Annotated in this window: 19 protein-coding genes and 1 tRNA gene; 11 read left to right on the top strand and 9 right to left on the bottom strand. The window is 68.9% G+C overall.

What is annotated here, in order from left to right; translation table 11 throughout:
- Positions 1 to 57: 57 nt before the first annotated feature.
- Positions 58 to 1116 carry a quinolinate synthase NadA gene (nadA, locus tag P3W75_RS24700; RefSeq protein WP_276229947.1) on the bottom strand — a complete coding sequence of 353 codons (1059 nt, stop codon included), beginning with the start codon at positions 1114 to 1116 and terminating at the stop codon, positions 58 to 60.
- 217 nt (positions 1117 to 1333) lie between these two features.
- On the opposite strand from nadA, the gene P3W75_RS24695 reads away from it, so the two are divergent.
- The 3 genes from P3W75_RS24695 to P3W75_RS24685 all read left to right on the top strand — a co-directional run bounded on the left by P3W75_RS24695 (position 1334) and on the right by P3W75_RS24685 (position 5320).
- Positions 1334 to 2488: an aromatic ring-hydroxylating oxygenase subunit alpha gene (locus tag P3W75_RS24695; RefSeq protein WP_276229946.1), complete on the top strand. Its 1155-nt coding sequence runs from the start codon at positions 1334 to 1336 to the stop codon at positions 2486 to 2488.
- Positions 2489 to 2499: 11 nt separating this feature from the next.
- On the top strand, positions 2500 to 4161 hold the full coding sequence (locus tag P3W75_RS24690; protein ID WP_276229945.1) for a choline dehydrogenase: 1662 nt from the start codon (positions 2500 to 2502) through the stop codon (positions 4159 to 4161).
- A 112-nt stretch (positions 4162 to 4273) separates the two neighbouring features.
- Complete coding sequence (locus P3W75_RS24685; RefSeq protein WP_276229944.1) at positions 4274 to 5320, top strand: GlxA family transcriptional regulator; 1047 nt, start codon at positions 4274 to 4276, stop codon at positions 5318 to 5320.
- Here the strand turns inward: P3W75_RS24685 and P3W75_RS24680 are convergent.
- Positions 5308 to 6057 (bottom strand): class II aldolase and adducin N-terminal domain-containing protein, encoded by a 750-nt coding sequence (locus P3W75_RS24680; protein ID WP_276229943.1) that lies wholly within the window; start codon positions 6055 to 6057, stop codon positions 5308 to 5310. The genes P3W75_RS24685 and P3W75_RS24680 overlap by 13 nt on opposite strands.
- Positions 6058 to 6418: 361 nt before the next feature.
- Between P3W75_RS24680 and P3W75_RS24675 the strand changes: the two genes are divergently transcribed.
- The 4 genes from P3W75_RS24675 (at position 6419) to P3W75_RS24660 (ending at position 9090) form a co-directional block, all read left to right on the top strand.
- Positions 6419 to 7222 (top strand): energy transducer TonB, encoded by an 804-nt coding sequence (locus P3W75_RS24675; RefSeq protein WP_276229942.1) that lies wholly within the window; start codon positions 6419 to 6421, stop codon positions 7220 to 7222.
- 31 nt (positions 7223 to 7253) lie between these two features.
- Positions 7254 to 7970, top strand: a complete 717-nt coding sequence (locus P3W75_RS24670) for a MotA/TolQ/ExbB proton channel family protein (RefSeq protein ID WP_276229941.1) — start codon at positions 7254 to 7256, stop codon at positions 7968 to 7970.
- Between the two features lies 1 nt (position 7971).
- Positions 7972 to 8373 carry an ExbD/TolR family protein gene (locus tag P3W75_RS24665; protein ID WP_276229940.1) on the top strand — a complete coding sequence of 134 codons (402 nt, stop codon included), beginning with the start codon at positions 7972 to 7974 and terminating at the stop codon, positions 8371 to 8373.
- 99 nt (positions 8374 to 8472) lie between these two features.
- The gene (locus P3W75_RS24660) at positions 8473 to 9090 is read left to right on the top strand and encodes a glutathione S-transferase C-terminal domain-containing protein (protein WP_276229939.1); all 618 of its coding nucleotides are present in this window, start codon (positions 8473 to 8475) and stop codon (positions 9088 to 9090) included.
- A 254-nt stretch (positions 9091 to 9344) separates the two neighbouring features.
- On the opposite strand, the gene P3W75_RS24655 is transcribed toward P3W75_RS24660, so the two are convergent.
- The 3 genes from P3W75_RS24655 to P3W75_RS24645 all read right to left on the bottom strand — a co-directional run bounded on the left by P3W75_RS24655 (position 9345) and on the right by P3W75_RS24645 (position 13480).
- On the bottom strand, positions 9345 to 10955 hold the full coding sequence (locus P3W75_RS24655; RefSeq protein WP_276229938.1) for an arylsulfatase: 1611 nt from the start codon (positions 10953 to 10955) through the stop codon (positions 9345 to 9347).
- Between the two features lie 96 nt (positions 10956 to 11051).
- On the bottom strand, positions 11052 to 11879 hold the full coding sequence (locus P3W75_RS24650; protein WP_276229937.1) for an ABC transporter ATP-binding protein: 828 nt from the start codon (positions 11877 to 11879) through the stop codon (positions 11052 to 11054).
- Positions 11876 to 13480 (bottom strand): ABC transporter permease, encoded by a 1605-nt coding sequence (locus tag P3W75_RS24645; protein WP_276229936.1) that lies wholly within the window; start codon positions 13478 to 13480, stop codon positions 11876 to 11878. Before P3W75_RS24645 ends, P3W75_RS24650 begins: the two co-directional genes overlap by 4 nt.
- Before the next feature lie 241 nt (positions 13481 to 13721).
- On the opposite strand from P3W75_RS24645, the gene P3W75_RS24640 reads away from it, so the two are divergent.
- A complete protein-coding gene (locus tag P3W75_RS24640; RefSeq protein WP_276229935.1) occupies positions 13722 to 14783 on the top strand; it encodes an ABC transporter substrate-binding protein in 1062 nt (353 codons plus the stop codon).
- Between the two features lie 175 nt (positions 14784 to 14958).
- On the opposite strand, the gene P3W75_RS24635 is transcribed toward P3W75_RS24640, so the two are convergent.
- Positions 14959 to 15879 (bottom strand): LysR family transcriptional regulator, encoded by a 921-nt coding sequence (locus tag P3W75_RS24635; protein ID WP_276229934.1) that lies wholly within the window; start codon positions 15877 to 15879, stop codon positions 14959 to 14961.
- Between the two features lie 346 nt (positions 15880 to 16225).
- Here P3W75_RS24635 and P3W75_RS24630 point away from each other — a divergent pair, with 346 nt between their 5' ends.
- The 3 genes from P3W75_RS24630 (at position 16226) to P3W75_RS24620 (ending at position 20503) form a co-directional block, all read left to right on the top strand.
- Entirely contained in the window at positions 16226 to 18610 is a 2385-nt protein-coding gene (locus P3W75_RS24630) for a TonB-dependent receptor (protein ID WP_276229933.1), read from the top strand.
- A gap of 70 nt (positions 18611 to 18680) precedes the next feature.
- Positions 18681 to 19583, top strand: coding sequence for a TauD/TfdA dioxygenase family protein (locus P3W75_RS24625; RefSeq protein WP_276229932.1), 903 nt, complete (start codon positions 18681 to 18683; stop codon positions 19581 to 19583).
- Positions 19584 to 19618: 35 nt separating this feature from the next.
- On the top strand, positions 19619 to 20503 hold the full coding sequence (locus P3W75_RS24620) for a TauD/TfdA dioxygenase family protein (protein WP_276229931.1): 885 nt from the start codon (positions 19619 to 19621) through the stop codon (positions 20501 to 20503).
- A gap of 55 nt (positions 20504 to 20558) precedes the next feature.
- Here the strand turns inward: P3W75_RS24620 and P3W75_RS24615 are convergent.
- The 3 genes from P3W75_RS24615 to queE form a co-directional block, all read right to left on the bottom strand.
- Positions 20559 to 20634, bottom strand: a tRNA-Lys gene (locus tag P3W75_RS24615).
- Positions 20635 to 20693: 59 nt separating this feature from the next.
- Entirely contained in the window at positions 20694 to 21368 is a 675-nt protein-coding gene (gene queC / locus P3W75_RS24610; protein WP_276229930.1) for a 7-cyano-7-deazaguanine synthase QueC, read from the bottom strand.
- A gap of 24 nt (positions 21369 to 21392) precedes the next feature.
- On the bottom strand, positions 21393 to 22040 hold the full coding sequence (gene queE / locus P3W75_RS24605; protein WP_276229929.1) for a 7-carboxy-7-deazaguanine synthase QueE: 648 nt from the start codon (positions 22038 to 22040) through the stop codon (positions 21393 to 21395).
- Positions 22041 to 22312 lie beyond the last annotated feature (272 nt).

Genomic DNA, 22312 nt, shown 5'->3' with positions numbered 1-22312 from the left:
GTGACGGAAACGAAAAAGCCCGGCGGATGCCGGGCTTTTTCATGTGCGCCGCAAGGCTCAGGCGTTGCCCGCCACCTTCAGCTTGGCCGCCTGGGTGAATTCCAGCATGCGCTTGAGCGGGCGGATGGCCCGGGGAATCAGCGCCGGGTCGACGAAGATCTCGCCGCTGCCTTCCTTCAGGCAGGCCAGGGTGCGCTCCAGGGTGTTCATGGCCATCCACGGGCAGTGCGCGCAGCTGCGGCAGGCCGCGCCGTTGCCGGCGGTGGGTGCCTCGATGAATTCCTTGTCCGGGCACAGCTGCTGCATCTTGTAGAAGATGCCGCGGTCGGTGGCGACGATGAAGCGCTTGTTCGGCAGGGTCTGCGCCGCCTTGATCAGCTGGCTGGTGGAGCCCACCGCGTCGGCCAGGTCGACCACCGCCTCGGGCGATTCCGGGTGGACCAGGATGGCCGCGTCCGGGTACAGCGCCTTGAGGTCTTCCAGCTGCTTGGCCTTGAACTCCTCGTGGACGATGCAGGCGCCGTCCCAGAGCAGCATGTCGGCACCGGTCTCGCGCTGGATGTAGCGGCCCAGGTGCTGGTCCGGGGCCCAGAGGATCGGCTCGCCGTTATCCATCAGGTGCTCGACGATCTCCACCGCGCAGCTGGAGGTCACCACCCAGTCGGCGCGCGCCTTCACCGCCGCCGAGGTGTTCGCGTAGACCACCACGGTGCGTTCCGGATGCTGGTCGCAGAAGGCCGAGAACTCGTCCACCGGGCAGCCCAGGTCGAGGGAGCAGGTGGCCTCCAGGGTCGGCATCAGCACGCGCTTCTCGGGGTTGAGGATCTTCGCCGTCTCGCCCATGAAGCGCACCCCGGCCACCACCACGGTCTGCGCCGCGTGCTGGTTGCCGAAGCGGGCCATCTCCAGGGAGTCGGAGACGCAACCGCCGGTTTCCTCGGCCAGGGCCTGGATCACCGGGTCGCAATAGTAGTGCGCCACCAGCACGGCGTTCTGCGCCTTGAGCTCGGCGGCGATGGCCTGGCGGTACTCGGCTTCCTCGGCGGCGCTGAGCACGCGCGGCTGCTTGGCGGCGAGATGGGCCTGGACCAGGAGGCGTTCGGAAATCTGCGTCATGTCTTCACTGCACCTGCGGGGTACGACTGCACTTTGCGGCGATTCTACCTCGCCGCGCCAGCGAGCGCGCGATCTTGCGGGGAAAGCCGCCGGGAGGCAAGCGCCCGCCGACCGCGTGAACTTGTCGCATTCCATCAAGAGCGAGCGTTTGGCGTCACCTAGATTGCTTGTGCAGCGAGCCCCCATTCCGAGGGGCGATGCCTGGAGGAGACCAGACATGCAATCCATCGAGCAGATCAAGCAGAGCACTCCCGTGGAAGGCTGGGCCGAGCAGCGTCCGGAGGAGGCCTTCACCCTCCCCTCGCGCTACTTCTTCGACCAGGGCATCTTCGCCGCCGAGCGCGAGCGCATCTTCATGAGCGCCTGGCACCTGGCCGGGCACCGCAACGAGTTCGCCGAGCCCGGACAGTTCGTGGTCTGCGACATCTTCGACCAGAGCGTGGTGGTGGCCTGCGGCAACGACGGCAAGATCAACGCCTTCCACAACGTCTGCCAGCACCGCGGCAACCGCCTGCTGAACGTCCGTCGCGGCGCCGACACCCGCGTACTGCGCTGCGCCTACCACTCCTGGTGCTACGAGATGGACGGCAGCCTGCGCAGCGCGCCGCGCAGCGAGCGGCTGATCGCCTTCGACAAGCAGCAGTTCAACATTCCCAAACTGCGCGTCGAGGAACTGGGCGGCTTCGTCTACTTCAACTTCGACGCCGAGGCGCCGTCGATGGCCGAGCTGTTCCCCGGCGCCGACCAGGAAATGCGCGAGGTATTCCCCGACCTCGGGCGGATGCGCCTGATCGAGGAGCAGGACGTGATAGTCCCGGCCAACTGGAAGGTCATCATGGACAACTCCATCGAGGGCTATCACTTCAAGCTCTCCGGGCCCTGCCACATCGACCTGGCCAAGCTGATCGACTTCAAGGGCTACCGCTTGACCAAACGCGACAACTGGTGGACCTACATCGCTCCGGCCAACCTCGCCGCCGAGGAAGCCTACGGCGTACCGCTGAACGGCCCGCGCAACCCCAACGAGCGCTTCTTCAACATCGGCTTGTGGCCGAACAACACCTTCTACACCTTCCCGTTCTCCGAGTTCCTCGGCACCTTCGTGATGATCCCGCTGGACGCCGAGCGCTCGCTGCTGCGCTTCGGCTACTACAGCCCCCACGAGGAAGTGCCGGCGGTGTCCCACGCCTGCATGAAGTGGATGAACGAGGAACTCGGCCCGGAAGACATCGAGCTCAACGTCACCGTGCAGAAGGGCCTGCATTCGCTCGGCTACGACCAGGGCCGCTACATGATCGACGCCGAGCGCAGCAACGAGAGCGAACACCTGGTGCACCACTTCCACAAGCTGGTGTTCAACGGCATCCGCTGAGGAGACAGGCCATGCTCGCCAAGGAGTACGACTACGTCATCGTCGGCGCCGGCTCGGCCGGCTGTGTGCTGGCCCGGCGCCTGGGCGCGGACCCGGCGCTGCGCATCCTGGTGCTGGAATCCGGCCCGCCGGACCGCAGCTGGACCATCGACATGCCCTCGGCGGTCGGCATCGTGGTCGGCGGCACGCGCTACAACTGGAGCTACACCAGCGAGCCGGAGCCGTGGCTGGACGGTCGGCGCATCGGCACGCCGCGCGGGCGCACCCTCGGCGGCTCCTCGTCGATCAACGGCATGGTCTACATCCGTGGCCACGCCCGCGACTACGACGGCTGGGCCGCGCGCGGCTGCGACGGCTGGAGCTACCGCGAGGTGCTGCCCTACTTCATCCGCGCGCAGACCCACCGCGACGGCGCCGACGCCTATCGCGGCGGCGACGGCCCGCTGCACGTCACCCCCGGCGACACCTCGCCACCCCTGTGCCGGGCCTTCCTCGACGCCGGCCAGGAAGCCGGCTACGGCTACAGCGCCGACCTCAACGGCCAGCGCCAGGAAGCCTTCGGCCCGGTGGACCGCACCACCCGCGACGGCAAGCGCTGGAGCACCGCGCGCGGCTACCTGGCCGAGGCCCTGGCCGGCGGCAACGTCACGGTGGCGACCTCGGCGCTGAGCCGGCGCATCCTCTTCGACGGCGACGCGGCCTGCGGCGTGGAGTTCGAGATGGACGGCGAGCTGCGCCAGGTCCGCGCGCGCCGCGAGGTGCTGCTGTGCGCCGGGGCGATCAACTCGCCGCAGCTGCTGATGCTCTCCGGCGTCGGCCCGGCCGAGGCGCTGCAACGCCTGGGCATCCGCCCGCTGCGCGACCTGCCCGGCGTCGGCCAGCGCCTCAACGACCACCCGGACACCGTGGTGCAGTACCGCTGCAAGCGCCCGGTGAGCATCTACCCCTGGACCCGCGCGCCAGGCAAATGGCTGGTGGGCGCGCGCTGGTTCGCCCGCCATGATGGCCTGGCGGCCAGCAACCACTTCGAGGCTGGCGCGTTCATCCGCTCGCGGGCCGGCGTCGAGCACCCCGACCTGCAACTGACCTTCATGCCCCTGGCGGTACAGCCGGGCAGCGTCGACCTGGTGCCAGACCACGCCTTCCAGGTGCACATCGACCTGATGCGCCCGACCAGCCTGGGCAGCGTCAGCCTGGCCAGCGCCGATCCGCGCCAGGCGCCGCGCATCCTCTTCAACTACCTGAAGACCGCGCGCGACCGCGAGGACATGCGCGCCGGCGCCCGCCTGGTGCGCGAGGTGCTGGCGCAGCCGGCCCTGCGCGCCTACGCCGGCGAAGAACTGGTGCCCGGCGCCGACCAGCTCGACGACGCCCAGCTGGACGCCTGGGCGCGGCGGGTCACCGAGACCGGCTACCACGCCAGCGGCACCTGCAAGATGGGCCCGGCCGGCGACCCCGAGGCGGTGGTCGACGCCCAGCTGCGCGTGCACGGCCTGCGCGGGCTGCGGGTGGTGGACGCGTCGATCATGCCGGAGATCGTCAGCGGCAATACCAACGCGCCGACGGTGATGATCGCCGAGAAGGCCAGCGACCTGATCCTCGGCAAGCCGCCGCTGGCGCCCAGCGACGCGGCGGTCTGGCTGCACCCGCGCTGGCGCGAGTGCCAACGCTGAATCGCCGCTTGCCAAACCCGGCCCACTGCCTTTGCATAAGGGCGGTGGGCCTTTCCCATCCACGCGGCGCCGGCCGATGCAGCCGGCGCCCAGCAGAGTGCCGGATGCAGCCATGAACACCCCCGAGCGCGCCGACTGGCCGCCCCTCGCCCGCGAGCCCCTGCGCATCGGCATCCTGCTGCTGCCGTGCTTCTCCAACTTCGGCCTGGCGGCGCTGATCGAGCCGCTGTCGATCGCCAACTGGCTGGCCCAGCGCAAGCTGTTCGACTGGACCCTGCTGTCGCTCGACGGCAAGCCGGTGCCGGCCAGCAACGGTTTGCTCGCCGCCGCCCAGCAAGGCATCGGCGAGCCGGGCGAGTTCGACGTCTGCGCGGTGATCGCCAGCTTCGACGTGCACCGCCACGCCCGTGACACCGCGCTCAAGGCCTGGCTCAAGCGCCAGGCGGCGTTCGGCGCGGTGCTGATGGGCATCGAGACCGGCAGCGAACTGCTCGCCGCCGCCGGTGTGCTCGACGGCCACCCCGCCGCGGTGCACTGGGACAACCTGCAGGGCTTCCAGGAAAGCTACCCGCGCGTGCAGGCCCGCGCGCAGCTCTATTCGGCCGGGCGCAAGCGCCTGACCTGTGCCGGCGCCACCGCCGTGCTGGACATGCTGCTGGGCTGGCTGGAGGGCGTGGCCGGCGCCGGCCTGGCTCGCGAGGTGGCGATGCACATGCTGGTGGAGCGCGTGCGCGAACCCCAGGCCAGCCAGATCAGCGGCTTCCAGCACCGCCTGCACGCCCAGGCCGGGCGCCTGGGGCGGGCCATCGCGCTGATGGAGCAGAACCTGGAGGAGCCGCTGGGCTGCGAGGAACTGGCGGCGCGGGTCGGCCTGTCGCGCCGGCAGCTGGAACGGCAATTCATGCAGCACACCGGGCTGACGCCGCTGAAGTACTACCTGTCGCTGCGCCTGGCGCGCGCCCACAACCTGCTCCAGCAGACGCGCATGAGCGTCGCCCAGGTCGCCGCCAGCGCCGGCTTCGGCTCCATGGAGCACTTCTCCCGCGCCTACCGCGCGCGCTTCGGTTGCCCGCCGAGCAGCGACCGCTCGCAAAGCCTGGAAGCGCCGGTCATGCGCCAGCCGCTGGCGCACGACCGGCTGCCGGCTCAGCTGCGGTAGTCCGGCTCTTCCCGTTCGAGGATGTCCTGCAGCGCGGCGAAGTGGCGCTGGGCGAAGTCCGGGTAGTCCAGCCACTGCTGCGCGGTCTTGCGCGCCACCGCGTCGCTGGTGACACGCAGCGGGCGGCCGCTGGCCAGGGCGGTGAGATACACCTCGCAGGCGCGCTCGAAGTAGTAGAGGTCATCGAAGGCCTGGGCCACGCTCGGCGCCGCCACCAGCACGCCATGGTTGCCCATCAGCAGGATCGGCTTGTCGCCCAGCAGGCGGCTGACCCGCTCGGCCTCATCGCCCAGGCCCATGCCGTCGAAGCCTTCGTCGATGACCACGCGCTCGAAGAAGCGCATGGAGTTCTGCTCGATCGGCGGCAGCCGCGAATCGGCCAGGCAGGCCAGCGCGGTGGCGTACTTCGAATGCACATGGAGGATGCAGCGCGCGTGCGGATGGCGCCGGTGCAGCGCGCCGTGCAGGGCCCAGGCGGTGATGTCGGGGGCGTCCGGGCGGTCCAGCGCGCTGGGGTCGTCGGCGTCCAGCAACAACAGGTCGCCGGCGCGCAGGCGCGAGAAGTGGCGGCCGTAGGGGTTGATCAGGAAGCGCCGGCCGTCCTCCGACACGGCCAGGCTGAAGTGGTTGGCGATGGCCTCGTGCAGGCCCAGGCGCGCGGCCCAGCGAAAGGCGCAGGCCAGTTCGGCGCGGGCCTGGGCGTGGGCCCCGGGGAAGGCGATGGCTTCGGTGTGCATGGCGGCTCCTCGGCGACGGGCGCGTCCGACGGGCGCGCATCCATTGGCCCGAGTCTAGGGAGCCGGCCGCCGAGGGCTTGACCGGATGCGACGGCGGCTGTCGCGAAGGCTCTGCAGCGGGCCTCACGCGCCTGCCCTGCGGGCATATTTTGCATGCCGGCCAGGCATGAGGACCTGGCACAGCCCCGGCAAGGCCTTGCGCCACGCGGGCTGCAGCGATGCCGGCGAGTCTCTTATTCCTAAATGAGATTTAAATAAGGCAAACAATTACTTTAACAACTAAGACGCTCCGCCAATCATCCAGCCCGAACACCGCGCCACTTGCAGGCGCCAAGCACGCTGGAAACCGAGGAGATCGTCAATGGCCAATCCCCAGCACGCCACCGCGCAGGAGCTGCTCCGGCGCTCAGCGCCCGGCGGCGATATGGTCGAGCTGGGCCGGCCGCTGCGCCCGCCGCTGCAACTGGTACGCCACGTACCGGCGAAGCCGTCGGCGCTGAGCCGTCGCGAGGCCGTACTGCTCGGCCTGCTGATCCTGACCCTGCACGGCGCCGTGGCCTACTGGCTGAGCCAGCAGCCGACGCCGAAGCTGCCCGAGGTGCCGCCGCAGGTACCGCCCATGACCATCGAGTTCAGCGCCCCCACTCCGCCGGTGGTGGAACCGCCGCCGCCCGAGCCGACCCCGCCGGTGGTGGAAGAACCGCCGCCGCCCGTGGTGGACGAAAACGCGGTGAAACCGCCGCCGCCCAAACCCGTGCCCAAGCCCAAGCCGAAACCGGTGGCCAAGCCCGTTCCCAAGCCGGTGCCACAGCCGCCGGCGCCGCCCAAGGCGGAAGCCCCACCAACACCGCCCGCGCCCCCGGCTCCGCCGGCGCCGGCCCCGGTGACGCCGCCGTCGGCCCACGCCGGCTACCTGCACAACCCGGCGCCGGAATACCCGGCCCTGGCGCAGCGACGCGGCTGGGAAGGCACGGTGCTGCTGCGCGTCCACGTGCTGGCCAGCGGCGGCCCGAGCGAGATCCAGATCCAGACCTCCAGCGGCCGCGAGGCCCTCGACCAGGCGGCGATCAAGGCCGTGCAGCGCTGGAAATTCGTACCCGCCAAACGCGGCGACGTGGCCCAGGACGGCTGGGTCAGCGTGCCCATCGACTTCAAGCTGAATTGATTAGCGACCCGATCGCACAGGAGATAACACCATGAGTCTGCCCCTCAACCCCGTGGAATCCGTCGAAGGCGCGGTGATCTGGCTGCTGGCCGGCTTCTCCGTCCTGACCTGGAGCCTGGCCCTGGTCAAGGGCATCCAGTTCGGCCGCCAGAAGAGCCAGGACCGGCGCTTCCAGAAGCAGTTCTGGGGCGCCACCAGCCTCGAATCGGCCGGCGAGCAGTCCGCCGAGCAGCCCGGCGCCGGCGCCCGCGTGGCCCAGGCCGGGTTCGCCGCGATCCAGGTGCCGGACGGCAACCAGCACGACCTGGCCCAGTCGATCAACCACCAGGACCGCCTGGAGCGCGCCCTGCGCCAGCAGATCCAGCGCGAGCGGCGCTCCCTGGAATCCGGCCTGGCGGTGCTCGCCTCGATCGGCTCCACCTCGCCCTTCATCGGCCTGTTCGGCACCGTGTGGGGCATCATGGAAGCACTCAAGGGCATCAGCGCCGCCGGCTCGGCGAGCCTGGAAACCGTGGCCGGGCCGATCGGCTCGGCGCTGATCGCCACCGGCGTCGGCATCGCCGTCGCGGTCCCCGCGGTGCTCATCTACAACTACTTCCTGCGCCGCCTGAAGCTCACCGCGGCCGACCTCGACGACTTCGCCCACGACTTCTACAGCCTCGCGCAGAAGAGCGCCTTCCGCGTCATCGTGCACCCCGCCGCAGCGCGCAAGCCGGCGGCCGGCAAGAACGTGAAGGAGGCGAGCTGAGATGGCCTTCTCGACCCAGGACAGCGACGAGGTTCTCTCCGAGATCAACGTGACCCCGCTGGTGGACGTGATGCTGGTGCTGCTGGTGGTGTTCATCGTCACCGCGCCGCTGCTCACCAACGCCATCCCGATCAACCTGCCGAAGACCGAGTCGGTGGCCCCGCCGGAGCAGAAAGACCCGCTGGTGGTGAGCATCGACGGCGCCGGCAAGTGGTTCATCAACAAGGATGAGATCCAGCCGGAACTGCTCCAGGGCAACCTGGCGGCGGCCAAGGCCAAGGAACCCGAACTGCGTGTGCAACTGCAGGCCGACGAGGGCGTGAACTATGGCCAGGTGGCCAAGGCCATGGCCTCCATCGAGAAGGCCGGCATCACCAAACTGGCGGTGATCACCGCCCGCTGACCGAGTTTCATCGCGTTACCCCACGTCTTCAAGGTCGCTTTCTTCAACTCAGGCAGGGGAAAGCGGCCTTTTTTTATCCCCCCCCCAAGGAGCCCTTGCATGACCACCCTGTACATCGCCCCCGGCGCCTGCTCGTTCGCCGCCCACGTCCTGGTGCACGAACTGGAGCTGCCGATCCCGGTCGAGAGCGTGACCCTGCGCACGCCCGACGCCAGCATCCTCAAGGTCAACCCGCTGGGCCGGGTGCCGGCACTGCAGCTGGAGAACGGCACCCTGATCACCGAGAACGTCGCCATCCTGCCGTTCCTCGCCGACCTGCGCCCCGGCACCCCGCTGTTCGCCGAGCAGGGCAGCGTCGAGCGCGCGCAGATCCAGTCCTGGCTCGGCTACTTCGCCACCGAACTGCACAGCGCCGCCTTCCGCCCGCTGAACCGCCCGGAACGCTACTCGGCCGACGAACAGGCGCACCCGGGCATCCGCGCCCAGGCCCGCATCCAGCTGTTCAAGGCCCTGGAGCCGATCGACCGGCACCTGGCCGGCAAGGACTACCTGGTGGGCGGGCGCTTCACCATCGCCGACGCCTACCTCGGCGTGTTCGCCGGCTGGATCGGCCGCATCGGCGGCGAGTTCGAACAGCTGCGCGAACTGGCCCGCTTCAGCGCCGCCTACCGCGAACGTCCCTCGGTGCAGCGGACGCTGAAGGCCGAGGGGTTCTGACCGATCATCGCGGACAACGCTGCCACCTGACCTCACCGGGAGCCCACCACCAAAGACGCTGGGCTCCCGCGTTCGCGGGAGTGACGGCCAGGGGTTGCGGTGCCACCACTGTCATCCCCGCGAACGCGGGGACCCAGCCTGATGCACTGTAGCGGGCCGCGCCCGCGATTCGCGCGCATGGCGCGCTCCTACGGGCGCACAAACAAAAGCCCCGGGCATCGCTGTCCGGGGCTTGGTCGTTGGCGCTTGGCGCCTCATTTCACCAGGAACGGCGAGACGCCCTCCACCACCCCGGTTTCGTTGACGTACTGCTTCCAGTGCTCGATCAGTTCGGCCAGTTTGCCCGGCTGCGCCTCGGCCAGGTCGTGGATCTCGCCCGGGTCCTTGGCCAGGTCGTACAGCTGCCAGCTGGCCGGACCGATGGGCGCGGGGATGTACACCGCCTTCCAGTCGCCCTGGCGGATGGCGCGCATGCCGAACAGCTCCCAGCCGGTCACGGTCTTCTCGTCGTGGGCGCGCTCGGTCTCGCCGGACAGCCAGCCCAGCCAGGACTTGCCGCGCGGCTCGGCGACCTCGCGGCCGCGCCACTGCTTGCCGGGGTGACGCACGCCGGCCAGGTCGAGAATGGTCGGGGTGATGTCCATGACGGTGGCGAACTGCTCGCTGATCACACCCTGGCGCGACAGCTGCGGGAAGCGCACGAAGGCCGGCACGCGGATGCCGCCCTCGGTGGTGAAGGCCTTGAACAGCCGCGACGGCGCAGTGGCCGCCTGGGCCCAGCGCGGGCCGTACCAGACGTAGGAGTTGGCGCGGCCGATGTTGTCCAGGCTGTTGTCGTAGTGCTGGTCGAGGAAGCCCAGCAGGTCCGGGCCGAACTTCGGGAAGGCTTCCAGCAGCGCGCCCTCGGCGCCGTTGTCGGACATGAACAGGACGAAGGTGTTGTCCAGCTCGCCCTGCCGGCGCAGGTAGTCGACCACCCGGCCGATGTTCCAGTCCATGCGCTCGACCATCGCCGCGTAGACCTCCATGGCCCGCGCCGACCTGGCCCGCTCCTCGTCGCTCAGCGCCTCCCACTCGCGGCTGATGGCGACCACCGGGTGCGCCTCGACGTCCTGCGCCACCAGGCCCAGCGCCTTGAGCCGCGCCAGGCGCTCCTGGCGTAGCGCCTCGGGGCCGGCGTCGTAGCGCCCACGGTACTTGTCCACCACCTCCTGCGGCGCCTGCAGCGGCCAGTGCGGCGCGGAGAACGGCAGGTAGGCGAAGAACGGCCGCGCCTGGTCGCGCTCCTTCAGGTACTGCAGCAGCTTGTCGCCGAAGGCGTCGGAGGAATAGAAGTCCTCGGGCAGCTGGTCGATGAACTGGTCGTCCTCGATGTACAGCGCCGGCGTGCCCTTGAGGATGCGCGGCGTGCTCTCGTCGTAGGGCGGCTCGTAGCCGTAGTGGTTGGCGGCGCCGGGCAGCAGCGAGAAGGAACGCTCGAAGCCGCGCGCGTGGGGCGCCAGCTCGGCCTTCAGGCCCAGGTGCCACTTGCCGGACATCAGCGTCTGGTAGCCGGCCTCGCGCAGCAGCTCGGGCAAGGCCACGACGCGATCGTTGAGGTAGCCCTCGTAGCCGGGCTTGCCCTCCAGCTCCGGCGTCAGCGCCTCGGCCATGGTGCCGATGCCGGCGATGTGGTGGTCGGTGCCGGTAAGCAGCATCGAACGGGTCGGCGAGCAGGTCGGCGCGGTGTGGAAGTCGGTCAGGCGCAGGCCGGCGTTGGCCAGCGCGTCGAGGTGCGGCGTGGCGATTTCGCTGCCGAAGGCGCCGATGTCGGAGAAGCCGAGGTCGTCGGCGACTATCACCAGGAAGTTGGGGCGTTTGCTCATGTCGAAACTCGGGTGGGTTGGGAGGTTTCACGTAGGAGCGAGCTTGCTCGCGAACCGTTCGCGAGCAACCTCGCTCCTACCGGGAATGCACAGCGCTCAGCAGGCGATGAACTCGAACGGCAGGTTCTCCACGCGCTTGGGCTGCGGCGCGAGGTAATCGCCGTCGCCGGTCAGCTCGTGCAACAGCTCCTCGCGCAGGCGCAGGAAATCGAAGCTGCCACGCTCGCGCGGGTGCGCCAGCGGCACCTCGACGATGCGCTTGATGCGCCCGGGGCGCGGCGCCATGACCACCACACGGTCGGCCAGGAACAGCGCCTCCTCCACGTCGTGGGTCACCAGCAGGGTGGTGATGCGCTCGCGTTCGCGGATGCGCAGCAGCTCTTCCTGCAACTGTTGGCGGGTCAGCGCGTCGAGGGCGCCGAAGGGCTCGTCCAGCAGCAGGATGCGCGGGCTCGCCACCAGGCCACGGGCGATGGCCACGCGCTGGGCCATGCCGCCGGAGAGCTGGTGCGGATAGGCGCGGTGGAAAGCCGACAGGCCGACCAGCTCGAGGTAGTCGACGACCTTGCGCGCCTTCCCCGCCTCGCTCAGCGGCTCGTTGACCAGGCCCAGGGCGACGTTCTGCTCCACCGTCAGCCAGGGGAACAACCGGTGCTCCTGGAAGACGATGCCGCGTTCGCCGCCGATGCCCTCGATGGCCGCACCGCCGACGCGAATCTCGCCGCGGTACTCGCGGTCCAGGCCGACCAGCAGGCGCAGCAGGGTGGACTTGCCGCAACCGCTGGCGCCGACGATGGCGATGAATTCGCCCTCGGCGATGTCCAGGTCGAAGCGCTGGATGGCCTCGAGCTCCTGGCCGTCCACCGGGAAACTCTTGCCGACCTGGCGGAAGCTCACCAGCGGCTGGGATGTGAAAGCGTTCATGCGTGTCTCCAGCGCGTGGCGCGCGCTTCGATGCGTTGTCCGAGGGCGCCGAGCAGGGCGCCGGTGAGGCCGACCAGGAGCATCCCAGCGCTGACCTGGTCCATGCGGAACAGCTGCTGGGCGCCGATCATCAGGCTGCCGATGCCGCCGTCCGAGGGCATGAAGTATTCGGCGCCGATGGTGCCCAGCCAGGCGTAGATCAGGCCCAGGCGCAGGCCGGCGAAGATCGACGGCGCCGCCCCCGGCAGCACCAGCCGGGTCAGCCGTTGCCGCGGCGACAGGCGCAGCACGCGGGCCGCCTCGCCCAATTGCGGCGGCAGGCTGGCGATGCCGCGCTGGGTCGCCAGCAGCAGCGGGAAGAAGCTGGCCAGGGCGACGAACACCACCTTGGCCGCCTCGCCCAGGCCGAACCAGGCGGTGAGCAGCGGCACCCAGGCGAAGATCGCCACCTGGCGCAGCGCCGAGAACGACGGGCCGAGCAGGCGCTCCGCCGGGCGCCACAGGCCCAGGGCCAGGCCCAGCAGGAAACCGGCGCCGCCGCCGAGCAGCAGGCCCAGCAGCGAGCGTTTCAGGCTCGCCAGCATGGCCGCGGCCAGGCTGCCGTCGAGCAGCCCCTGCCAGGTGGCCTGGAGCACCGCCGCGGGGCTGGCGAGGATCGCCGGGTCGACCCACTGGCCGCTGCTGGCCGCCTGCCACAGGGCGATCAGCGCCAGCGGCAGCAGCCACGGCTGCAGGCGTTGCCAGCCCTGGCCACGGGCGCTGCGGCGAAACTCGCCGGCGGCCTGCTGCGGCCAGTGCACCAGGCGACCCTCCACGGCCTGGACGCCACGGTCCATGGCTGCGCCCACCAGGCCGACGACCAGGATGCAGACGAACACCACGTCGAGCATGAACAGCTGGCGGCTCTGCACCATCAGGTAGCCGATGCCCTCACTGGACGCGAGCAGCTCCACCGCCAGCAGCGAGGTCCAGCCCTGGGCCAGGGCCAGGCGCACGCCGGTGAGGAACGCCGGCAAGGCGGCCGGCAGCAGCAGTCGACGCACCAGCAGCGGCGGCGGCAGGCGCAGCACGGCGGCGGCCTCGCGCAGCTTGGGCTGGGCGTCGCGCACACCGACCAGGGTATGCAGCGCCACCGGCACTATCACCGCCTTCACCAGCACCACCAGCTTGAGCAGCTCGCCGATCCCGAAGAACAGCATGAACAGCGGAATCCAGGCCAGGGTCGGCACCTGCGCCAGGGCCAGGAAGGTCGGCAGCACGAAGCGCTCGGCGCTGCGGCTGAAGCCCAACCAGGCGCCGAGCAGCGCGCCGCTGGCGATGCCGGCCAGCAGGCCCCAGGTCAAGCGCTGCAGGCTGACCCACAGCTGCTGCCAGAGCTCGCCGGCGAGCAACTCGCGAGCGCTCTGCCAGACCAGCGCGGGCGCCGGCAGGATCTGCTCGGACATCCACCGCCGCTCGGCGGCGAGCCACCAGAGGAGGAACAGCGCCAGCGGCAACAGCCAGGGTAAAAGGCGCGGGAACAGCTGCGCGAAACGCTGGCGGGCGGCGAGCGGCGGGGAGACCTGCACAGGCAAGGCGAGCGCCTTAGAAATATTCTTCATTGGAATATGAAAAAACCATTCAATGCATTTATGAGCTAAGAAAGCCCATTTAAGGGAAGCGCCCCCCGTGCAGCCAATGCATTCGGCGAATATTTTTTATGCTTTTCCCGCATCCGCCCCGGCAACGCGGATGGCGCCTGACTTATCCCTTAAAGTAATTAAAAAATAAGTTTTTATTATTTTATTTAGCTTCCGCAACCTGCCTTAGTGCCCCTCCCATCCCCCGCAGGAGGCAGGCGCCATGAAGGCCCTCACCCACCAGTTGCTGTCCCTCTTCGCCGCGCCCGTGCTCGCCGGGCTGCTCGGCGCCTACGTACCCTTCGCCAGCGCGGCCGAGGCGCCGAAGGAAATCCGCATCGCCGTGCCCGATGTCGGCGCCGGGCAGAACCGCTCCGGCGGCGGCATCGTCGACGTGCTCTACACCCGCCAGCTGCTGGAGAAGGAATTCGCCAACGACGGTATCCAGATCAAGTGGACCTACTTCAAGGGCGCCGGCCCGGTGATCAACGAAGCCTTCGCCAACGGCCAGGTGGACTTCGCCTACCTCGGCGACCTGGCGGCGATCATCGGCAAGGCCAGCGGCCTCGACACCCGCCTGCTGGCCGCCACCGGGCGCGGGGTCAACCACTACCTGGGCGTGCAGCCGGGCTCCGGGATCAAGACCCTGGCCGACCTCAAGGGCAAGCGCGTCGGCATCTTCCGCGGCACCGCCAGCCAGCTGTCGTTCGACAACGCCCTGGCCAGCGCCGGGCTGACCGAGAAGGACCTGAAGGTCATCAGCCTGGACTTCAACGCCGCCCTCGCCGCCCTCGCGGCCAAGCAGATCGACGCCACCTGGGGCCTGGCCGGCCTGTTCGCCCTGCGCGAGAAGGGCCTGGCGGAAATCCCCCTGAGCACCCGCGACCTCGGCGGCGCCGGCACCCTGCAGGCGGTGCTGGTAGGCAACGGCGCCTTCGTCGACGCCCATCCGGAAATCACCCAGCGCCTGCTCAAGGTCGAACTGCAGGCCCTGGCCTGGGCCGGCGCCGAGCAGAACCACGCGGCCTTCATCGACCTGGTGTCGACCCAGGCCGGCTACCCGCCAATCATCCTGCAGACCGAGTACAAGGGCCGCCCGCTGGCCGACGCCCTGTCGCCACAACTGGACGCCGGCTTCCTCGGCCAGCTGGACGCCTCGATCCAGGCCGCCCACCAGTACGGCCTGATCCGCCGCGACTTCAAGGCCGCCGACTGGGCCCGCCCGGACTACCTGGCCGCCGCTGCCAAGCTCGCCGCGGCGCAGCCGGTGGCGCAGGTGCAGTAATTGAGGCCGTAGCAGCCTGGAGTTCAATCGCGGAAACGCCCAGGTCACCCCCGGCACCGCCAGGAACCAAGGCCAAACGGCGGATAACGCGGAGCGTTATTCGCCCTACGCCACGCCCACCGCAGGCGGATAACCGTTCGCGGTTATCCGCCGCCTCACCCTCCCCGCAAACACCTCACGCCACCGCGCTCTGCTCCTCGGCGTCCAGTTCCACCAGCGTCTCGATCAGCGCCCGCGCCGCCGCCGAAAGGCGGTAGCCGGTGCGGCTGACGATGCCGCAGCGGGCCTGCAGGCTGTCGATGTTCTGCGGCAGGTTGCGCAGGTGCAGGCGCTCCACCTCGCCGTTGGCCAGCGCCATGCGCAGGCCGTCCTCGCTGCCCACGCCGATGGCGTCGGTCTGGCTGACGATGCGCACCAGCGAGCCCAGGTGCTCGCACTGGATGTTAGCCTGCAAGTCGCTCTTGCCGCTGAGGTTGGCCAGCAGCTTGCGGATGCCCGGCGGCATCCGCGCCGAGGCCAGCGGGTAGGCGAACAGGTCGTTGGTCGACAGGCTGTCCTTGCTCAGCAGGGGGTGCCCGGGGCGGCAGAAGAACAGGCCGCGGCGCGGGTGCAGCGGGCGGGTCTGGAAGCCGGGGTCGGCCTCGAAATGGCGGATGTCGGCGATGAAGAACTCGATCTCCTCGCGCACCAGGCTGCGCGACAGGCGCTCCCAGTTGTCCACCTGCACGTCGATCTGCAGGCGCGGGTGACGCTGGATCAGCCGCGCCACCGCGTCGGGCACCAGCTTCTGCGCCGGCGCCGGCCCGCTGCCGAAGCGCAGCTCGCCGGCGTCCAGTTTGTTCAGTTGGGTGATTTCCTGGGTCAGGTTGGCCGCCCCCTGCACCAGGCGCAGGGCGTGCTGCAGCACCACCTGGCCTTCCGGGGTCGGGCGCAGCTCCTTGCTGCCGCGGTCCACCAGCTGGCAACCGAGCTCCTGCTCCAGACCCTGGATGCTGCGGCTGAACGCCGGCTGGGTGATGCCCATGGCGTCGGCCGCGCGAACGAAACTGCGGTGTTCGGTGAGGGCGATGAAGTAACGCAGTTGGCGCAGATCCATGATGCTTTACCGGCATTGAAAATATTGGACGAAGGCATTTGCCGTCGGGGATGCGCTGGTTTTAAATGCAAGCTCTTATTCCGTCAACGAAGAATAAAACTTAAATTTATTCTTTTAAGAAATAAGAATATACCCCTCGACCAGGAGCCTCCCGATGGCCTTGCACCCTTTCGCCCCGCGCCTGCTGCCGGCACGAATGCTTCCGCCGCTCAGCTGTAGCCGCTGAGCCCCGGCGCCCGACGCGGCGCCCAGCGATTTCGAGAGAGCCGCCTTCGCCACATTCCGCGTGGCGCGGCCCCCTGTTGCCCGCGTTTGGCCGGGCAGAGCCTGATGCAAGGAAGATTCGATGAGCCGAAGTACCCCGCAGTACCCGCAGTTCCCCCTCCGCCCCGGCCGCAGCCGAGGCTTCGTCCCGGACTACGCCCTGGCCCTGCTGCTGGCCCTGGGCGGCGCGCTGCCGGCGCTGGCCGCCGAGCAGGACGAGGCCCGGGACAGCACACCGAGCACCAGCGAAAACACCAGCCAGGCCGCCGCCCTGGGCAAGGTCACGGTCACCGCCCGGCGCCGCGAGGAAGACTCGCAGAAAGTGCCCACCCCGCTCACCGTGCTGGACGGCGCCACCCTGGAAAGCCAGCGCATCAGCAAGGTGCAGGACCTGCAGCAGGTGCTGCCCAGCGTCAACGTCGCCTTCATCCACGCCCGGCAGTCGAGCATCGCGGTGCGCGGCATCGGCAACAACCCGGCCAGCGACGGCCTGGAAGGTTCCGCCGGGATCTACCTGGACAACGTCTACCTGGGCCGCCCGGGGATGGCGGTGTTCGACCTGCTGGACATCGAGCAGCTGGAGCTGCTGCGCGGCCCGCAGGGCACCCTGTTCGGCAAGAACACCACCGCCGGCGTGCTGAACATCAGCACCCGCGCGCCGACCTTCACCCCGGAGCGCACCATCGAGGTCTCCGGCGGCCAGGAAGGCTACTTCCAGGGGCGCGGCACCATCTCCGGGCCGCTCACCGACGAGCTGGCCGGGCGCGTCTCGGCCTACCGCACCCGCGACGACGGTTACATCACCAACGTCCACGACGGCAACAAGCTCAACGGCGGCGAGCGCCAGGGCATCCGCGGCCAGCTGCTGTACAAGCCGAACGAAGACTTCAGCCTGCGCTGGATCAACGAGTACAACGAGGAGGACTCCAGCTACGGCAGCATGGTCGTCTACGGCGCCGCGCCTCGCTTCTGGCAGCGCGCCGCGCTGGTCGGCGCCTCGCCGATCGCCGACCCGGACCGGCACAAGGTCAACATCGACGGCCGCCAGCACGTCAGCGTGCACCAGGGCGGCAGCTCGGTGGAGGCCAACTGGAAGCTGGCCAACGACTTCACCCTGACCTCCATCAGCGCCTACCGCTTCTGGAACTTCACCCCGGCCAACGACGAACAGCTCAACGTCTCGGCGATCCGCAACACCGGGGTGGCGGTGCGCGACCGCCAGTTCTCCCAGGAAATCCGCCTGGCATCGCCCACCGGCGGCGCCTTCGACTACGTGGTCGGTGCCTACGCGTTCAACCAGAACCTCGGCAACAAGACCTTCACCGACTACGGCCCGGTCGCCGACAGCTACCTGCTGGGCAGCAACCTCAACGCGCTGAACAACACCTCCAGCAAGGCCAACGGCAAGATCGAAACGGACAGCTTCGCGCTGTTCTCCCAGAGCACCTGGCATCTGACCGACAAGCTCGACTTCACCGCCGGCCTGCGCGGCACCTACGAGGAGAAGGACGCCAAGGTGCAGCGCTTCGCCCCGGTCGGCGGCGCGGCCGTGAGCGGCGCCGCCGCCGCGGTGCGCAACGGCCAACTGGGCGCCTACGACTCCGGCGACCTCAGCCTGTACAGCTTCGCCCCCTCGGCGCTGCTCAGCCTGAGCTACCAGTTCACCGACGACCTGCTGGGCTACGCCTCGCTGTCCCACGGCGAGAAGTCCGGCGGGGTGAACCTGGCCGTGGCCAGCGCGCCGACCGCCGGGGCGGACTCGCTGCTGGTCGGCCCGGAGCGCGCCAACGACGCCGAGCTGGGGATCAAGTCGACCCTGTTCGACCGCCGCCTGCAGCTCAACGCCAACATTTTCTGGACCGGTATCCACGGCTACCAGGCCACCACCTACTACCAGCCGGCCGGCTCCACCAGCCTGGTGCAGGTGCTCTCCAACGCCGGCAGCGTACGCTCGCGCGGCCTGGAGTTCGAAGCCACCGCCCTGCCCCTGCGTGGCCTGACCCTGAACTTCAACGGCTCCTACAACGACGTCACCTACCTGTCGTTCAAGGACGCCCCGTGCCCGGCGGAGATCAGCACCCAGGCCGGCGCCCCGGCCACCTGCGACCTCACCGGCAAGCGCGTGGTCGGCGCCTCGAAATGGATCGCCAACCTCAACGGCGAATACAAGTGGCAGATGGCCAACCGCTTCGAGCCCTACGTCACCGCCGGCTACTCGTACCGCTCCGAGGCCGAGGGCACGCTGGACGACTCCGACCTCTCGAAGATCCCCGGCTACGGCCTGGCGAACTTCTCCGTCGGCGTACGCCACGACCTCGGCGACGGCCAGCTGGACGCCTCGATCTGGCTGAAGAACGCCTTCGACAAGGACTACTACCTGGCCGCCTTCGCCAGCATCAACGGCTCCTACACCGCCTCGGTGGGCCAGCCGCGCACCCTGGGCGCCTCGGTCCGCTACGACTTCTGATCCCACTCACCGCGCGGCACTACGCCGCGCGGGCCCTTGCAGTACCACCTACAGCAATGAGGAAAACCACATGAGCAACGCAGCACACGCCGTACAACCCACCGTCCAGCTCGACATCCACCCGGTGGCCGGGCGCATCGGCGCCGAAATCCGCGGGCTGAGCCTCTCCGGTAGCCTGGACGCGGCCACGGTCGAGGCCATCCAGGCCGCCCTGGTGAAGCACAAGGTGATCTTCTTCCGCGGCCAGACCCAGCTCGACGACCAGGGCCAGGAAGCCTTCGCCAAGCTGCTCGGCGAACCGGTGGCGCACCCCACGGTGCCGGTTCGCGACGGCACCGAGTACCTGCTCGAACTGGACGGCGCCGAAGGCCGCCGGGCCAACTCCTGGCACACCGACGTGACCTTCGTCGAGGCCTACCCGAAGGCCTCGATCCTGCGCAACGTGGTGGCCCCGGAGGCCGGCGGCGACACCGTCTGGGCCAACACCGCCACCGCCTACGACGACCTCACCGACGAGCTCAAGGCCCTGGCCGACAAACTCTGGGCGGTACACAGCAACGAGTACGACTACGCCGCCACCAAGCCCAACGCCGACCCGGCGCGCCTGGAGCACTACCGCAAGGTGTTCACCTCCACGGTCTACGAGACCGAGCACCCGGTGGTCCGCGTGCACCCCGTCAGCGGCGAACGCAACCTGCTCCTGGGGCACTTCGTGAAGCGCCTGAAAGGCCTGTCGCAGCACGACTCCCAGCACCTCTTCGCGGTCCTGCAGAGCCACGTCACCCGCCTGGAGAACACCGTGCGCTGGCGCTGGCAGGCCGGCGACGTGGCCATCTGGGACAACCGCGCGACCCAGCACTACGCCGTCGACGACTACGGCACCCAGCCGCGCATCGTGCGCCGTGTGACCCTGGCCGGCGAAGTGCCGGTGGGGATCGATGGGCAGCGCAGCCGGACCGTCAAGAAAGTCTGAAAGCACAGCAAGAGCCTGATACGGAGCACCCAAGCATGAGCCAATCCGCCGCCCTGAAAATCACCCCCGAGGCCTTCGCCATCGTCCCCCTCGACGCCCCGCTGGGCGCCGAAGTACGCGGCCTGGACGCCAGCCGGCCGCTGCCCCCGGAGCAGATCCTGGCGATCAAGCGCGCCCACCGCGAGCACCACATCCTGGTCTTCCGCGACCAGCAACTCGACGATGCGCAGTACCTGCGCTTCGCCACCCAGTTCGGCGCGGTGTTCCAGCCGCCGGCGGACATTCCGGTGCTGTCCTCCGGCGCCGACGGCAAGGCCCCGGACATCGTCAAGGTGGCCAACACCGGCGACGGCGAGCTGGGCAACTTCGCGCTGCCCGCCCACGTCGACCATCAGTGGACCCCGGTGCCCTCCTCCGGCTCCTTCCTCTATGCGCTGGAAGTACCGAACCAGGGCGGCGAGACCCACTTCACCAACCTGGCGCTGGCCTACGAGAGCCTGGACGCCGCCAGCCGCGCGGAAATCGACGACCTGCGGCTGATCAACTACAACCCCTTCGTGCGCCTGAAGAACGGCTACTCCGGCGGCTTCGTCACCTACCGCACCCCGGACATCGAGCCGATCCAGGGCACCGAGCACCCGCTGGTGCGCACCCATCCGGAAAGCGGCAAGCGCGTGCTCTTCCTCAGCGTGCACACCGAAGTGGAGATTCCCGGCCACGACCCGCAGCAGGGCAAGGCCCTGATCGAGCGCCTGCGCGCCCACCTGCAGAAGCCGGAGCTGACCTATACGCACAAGTGGCAGGTGGGCGACATCGTCTGGTGGGACAACCAGGCCACCCTGCACGGCCGCAGCGCCTTCCCGGCCAGCGAGCGGCGGCGCCTGAAGCGCATCAGCCTGAGCGGCAGCCGGCCGTTCTGAGTTTTCGCCGGGCAAAAGAAAAAGCCCCTGGCCTATGGCCAGGGGCTTTGCGATATGGTGGGTCGTGTAGGATTCGAACCTACGACCAATTGGTTAAAAGCCAACTGCTCTACCAACTGAGCTAACGACCCAACGCGAGGCGTATAATACTGATTTCTAACGCAAAAACAACACCTATAGGAAAATATTTTCAGAAATAGGGCGTCGGGTCCTTCATCCCCGCCGCCGCGAAGCCGTCAGCGCGCAGCCGACAGCTGTCGCACTTGCCGCAGGCGCGGCCGGCGGCGTCCGCCTGGTAGCAGCTCACCGTCAGAGCATAGTCGACGCCACGCGCGACTCCAGCCTGGATGATCTGCGCCTTGGACAGGAACTGCAGCGGCGCCTGGATGCGGAAACCGTCGCCCTCCACCCCGGCCTTGGTCGCCAGGTTGGCCATGCGCTCGAAGGCCTCGACGAACTCCGGTCGGCAGTCCGGGTAGCCGGAATAGTCCACCGCGTTGACGCCGATGAAGATATCCCGCGCGCCGAGCACCTCGGCCCAGCCCAGGGCCAGCGAAAGGAACACGGTATTGCGCGCCGGCACGTAGGTGACCGGGATGCCCACGCCCGGCGCCTCGGGGACGGCGATGCTGCTGTCGGTCAAGGCCGAGCCGCCGATGCCATTCAGGTTCAGGCCAATGACCTTGTGCTCCACCACGCCCAGCTGGCGGGCCACGCGTTCGGCGGCCTGGAGCTCGGAGCGATGCCGCTGGCCATAGTCGAAGCTCATGCTGTAGCAGGCGTAGCCATCGGCCTTGGCCATGGCGACCACGGTGGCGGAGTCGAGCCCGCCGGAGAGCAGGATGACGGCTTTCTTCTGAGTCATGTGATTACCTTTCGCGTCGGCGCCTCAGCGGCCCGGTTCGTCGTTCCAGAGGACCTTGTGCAGCTGCATCTGGAAGCGCACCGGCAGGTTGTCGGCGACTATCCAGTCGGCCAGTTCGCGCGGCGCCAGCTGGTGGTGGCTCGGCGAGAACAGCACCTCGCCGGCGCGCTCGTCGAGGCGGTACTCGATCAGCTTGGATACCGCCCAATCGTAGTCCTCGCGGGAGCAGAGGACGAACTTCACCTGGTCGTTGCCGGTGAGCTCGGCGATGTTCTCGTAGCGGTTGCGCCGCATTTCGCCGGAGCCCGGGGTCTTCAGGTCGAGAACCCGGCTGACGCGGCGGTCGGCGCCGGAGATGTCCAGAGCACCGCTGGTTTCCAGGGACACCGAGTAACCGACGTCGCACAGGCGCTCCAGCAACGGCAGGCAGTTGGGCTGCGCCAGCGGCTCGCCGCCGGTGACGCAGACGTAGCGCGGCCGGTAGCCGGCGACGGTTTCGAGGATGGCGTCCAGGCTGAGAATCTCGCCGCCGCTGAAGGCGTAGGCGGAGTCGCAGTACTGGCAACGCAGGGGGCAGCCGGTCAGGCGCACGAACACGGTCGGCAGTCCGACGGTGCGCGCTTCCCCCTGCAACGAGTAGAAGATCTCGGTGATTCGCAGGGTTTGTTGCATATCAGCCACGGGCGTGACGGCTACACAGGCCATCCGCCTCCGGTGCGGTGTAATCGAATGAACGCTGGGCGTTCGGCAATCCCGGACGGGCAGACATCAGCCGAGCTGAAACCGCTCCGTGGCTCCGGGTGGTGGCGATTCTAACGGAAAACCCCGCGCTCGGCGCGTGGTGTCGTGGATTCGGGCGATAGCTGGACGGGCACGGCTTCTCGTAGGAGCGAGCTTGCTCGCGAACAGTAGTTACCGGTGACGTAGGTGTTGGGTTCAAGCAC

It is taken from the genome of Pseudomonas citronellolis, from assembly GCF_029335315.1.
In the GTDB taxonomy this organism is placed as follows: Bacteria; Pseudomonadota; Gammaproteobacteria; order Pseudomonadales; family Pseudomonadaceae; genus Pseudomonas; species Pseudomonas citronellolis_A.
This window is presented reverse-complemented; position numbering and strand designations above follow the sequence as displayed.

Coding starts and splice junctions, on each gene's coding strand:
- nadA (WP_276229947.1), bottom strand. CDS start 1,116: ATGACGCAGATTTCCGAACGCCTCCTGGTCCAGGCCCATCTCGCCGCC.
- P3W75_RS24695 (WP_276229946.1), top strand. CDS start 1,334: ATGCAATCCATCGAGCAGATCAAGCAGAGCACTCCCGTGGAAGGCTGG.
- P3W75_RS24690 (WP_276229945.1), top strand. CDS start 2,500: ATGCTCGCCAAGGAGTACGACTACGTCATCGTCGGCGCCGGCTCGGCC.
- P3W75_RS24685 (WP_276229944.1), top strand. CDS start 4,274: ATGAACACCCCCGAGCGCGCCGACTGGCCGCCCCTCGCCCGCGAGCCC.
- P3W75_RS24680 (WP_276229943.1), bottom strand. CDS start 6,057: ATGCACACCGAAGCCATCGCCTTCCCCGGGGCCCACGCCCAGGCCCGC.
- P3W75_RS24675 (WP_276229942.1), top strand. CDS start 6,419: ATGGCCAATCCCCAGCACGCCACCGCGCAGGAGCTGCTCCGGCGCTCA.
- P3W75_RS24670 (WP_276229941.1), top strand. CDS start 7,254: ATGAGTCTGCCCCTCAACCCCGTGGAATCCGTCGAAGGCGCGGTGATC.
- P3W75_RS24665 (WP_276229940.1), top strand. CDS start 7,972: ATGGCCTTCTCGACCCAGGACAGCGACGAGGTTCTCTCCGAGATCAAC.
- P3W75_RS24660 (WP_276229939.1), top strand. CDS start 8,473: ATGACCACCCTGTACATCGCCCCCGGCGCCTGCTCGTTCGCCGCCCAC.
- P3W75_RS24655 (WP_276229938.1), bottom strand. CDS start 10,955: ATGAGCAAACGCCCCAACTTCCTGGTGATAGTCGCCGACGACCTCGGC.
- P3W75_RS24650 (WP_276229937.1), bottom strand. CDS start 11,879: ATGAACGCTTTCACATCCCAGCCGCTGGTGAGCTTCCGCCAGGTCGGC.
- P3W75_RS24645 (WP_276229936.1), bottom strand. CDS start 13,480: ATGAAGAATATTTCTAAGGCGCTCGCCTTGCCTGTGCAGGTCTCCCCG.
- P3W75_RS24640 (WP_276229935.1), top strand. CDS start 13,722: ATGAAGGCCCTCACCCACCAGTTGCTGTCCCTCTTCGCCGCGCCCGTG.
- P3W75_RS24635 (WP_276229934.1), bottom strand. CDS start 15,879: ATGGATCTGCGCCAACTGCGTTACTTCATCGCCCTCACCGAACACCGC.
- P3W75_RS24630 (WP_276229933.1), top strand. CDS start 16,226: ATGAGCCGAAGTACCCCGCAGTACCCGCAGTTCCCCCTCCGCCCCGGC.
- P3W75_RS24625 (WP_276229932.1), top strand. CDS start 18,681: ATGAGCAACGCAGCACACGCCGTACAACCCACCGTCCAGCTCGACATC.
- P3W75_RS24620 (WP_276229931.1), top strand. CDS start 19,619: ATGAGCCAATCCGCCGCCCTGAAAATCACCCCCGAGGCCTTCGCCATC.
- queC (WP_276229930.1), bottom strand. CDS start 21,368: ATGACTCAGAAGAAAGCCGTCATCCTGCTCTCCGGCGGGCTCGACTCC.
- queE (WP_276229929.1), bottom strand. CDS start 22,040: ATGCAACAAACCCTGCGAATCACCGAGATCTTCTACTCGTTGCAGGGG.